This window comes from Serratia sp. 22278 (genome assembly GCF_052045405.1).
In the GTDB taxonomy this organism is placed as follows: domain Bacteria; phylum Pseudomonadota; class Gammaproteobacteria; order Enterobacterales; family Enterobacteriaceae; genus Serratia; species Serratia marcescens.
On sequence record NZ_JBQEOW010000030.1, the window covers coordinates 1 to 1,131 of the forward strand.

Annotated in this window: 1 protein-coding gene; it reads left to right on the forward strand. The window is 67.4% G+C overall.

Going from position 1 to position 1,131, the window contains the following annotated elements:
• On the forward strand, positions 1-1,119 hold a 1,119-nt coding region (locus tag ACTJJ6_RS23535), incomplete at its 5' end, for a transketolase-like TK C-terminal-containing protein (protein WP_440827455.1).
• Positions 1,120-1,131: the final 12 nt, after the last annotated feature.

The following is a 1,131-nucleotide window of genomic DNA, read 5'->3' on the forward strand; positions in this document are numbered from 1 at the left end:
CAGTGGGACGCCAAAGAAGCCGGTCAGGCCAAGGAAGCGGCCTGGAACGACAAGTTCGCCGCCTACGCCAGGGCCTTCCCGGAACTGGCCGCCGAGTTCAAGCGCCGCATGAACGGCGAGCTGCCGGCCGACTGGAAAGCCGACGCCAAAGCGTTCGTGGAAAAACTGCAGGCCAACCCGGCCAACATCGCCAGCCGCAAGGCGTCGCAGAACGCGCTGGAAGCGTTCGGCAAGGTGCTGCCGGAGTTCCTGGGCGGCTCCGCCGATCTGGCGCCGAGCAACCTGACCATGTGGTCCGGCTCGAAAGCGCTGAACGTTGACCCGGCGGGCAACTACATTCATTACGGCGTGCGCGAGTTCGGCATGACCGCCATCACCAACGGCATCGCGCTGCACGGCGGCTTCCTGCCGTACTCGGCGACCTTCCTGATGTTCGTGGAATACGCCCGCAACGCGGTGCGCATGGCGGCGCTGATGAAGCTGCGCAACGTGTTCGTCTACACTCACGACTCCATCGGTCTGGGCGAAGACGGCCCGACCCACCAGCCGGTGGAGCAGCTGGCGAGCCTGCGCGTGACCCCGAACATGAGCACCTGGCGCCCGTGTGACCAGGTGGAATCGGCGGTGGCGTGGCAGTACGGCATCGAGCGCAACGACGGCCCGACCACCCTGGTGTTCTCGCGCCAGAACCTGACCCAGCAGCCGCGCACCGCAGAGCAGCTGGCGAACGTGTACCGCGGCGGCTACGTGCTGAAAGACTGCGCGGGCACGCCGGACGTGATCCTGATCGCCACCGGCTCCGAAGTGGGCATCACGGTGGAAGCGGCGGACAAGCTGACCGCGGCGGGCCGCAAGGTGCGGGTGGTGTCGATGCCGTCGACCGACGCGTTCGACAAGCAGGATGCGGCGTACCGCGAGTCGGTGCTGCCGGCGGCGGTGACGGCGCGTGTGGCGGTGGAAGCGGGTATCGCGGACTACTGGTACAAGTACGTGGGGCTGAACGGCGCCATCGTGGGCATGACCACCTTCGGTGAGTCGGCGCCGGCGGAGCAGCTGTTCGCCGAGTTCGGCTTCACCGTGGACAACGTGGTGGCGAAGGCGCAGGCGCTGCTGAAGTAAGCGGCCTGGCGC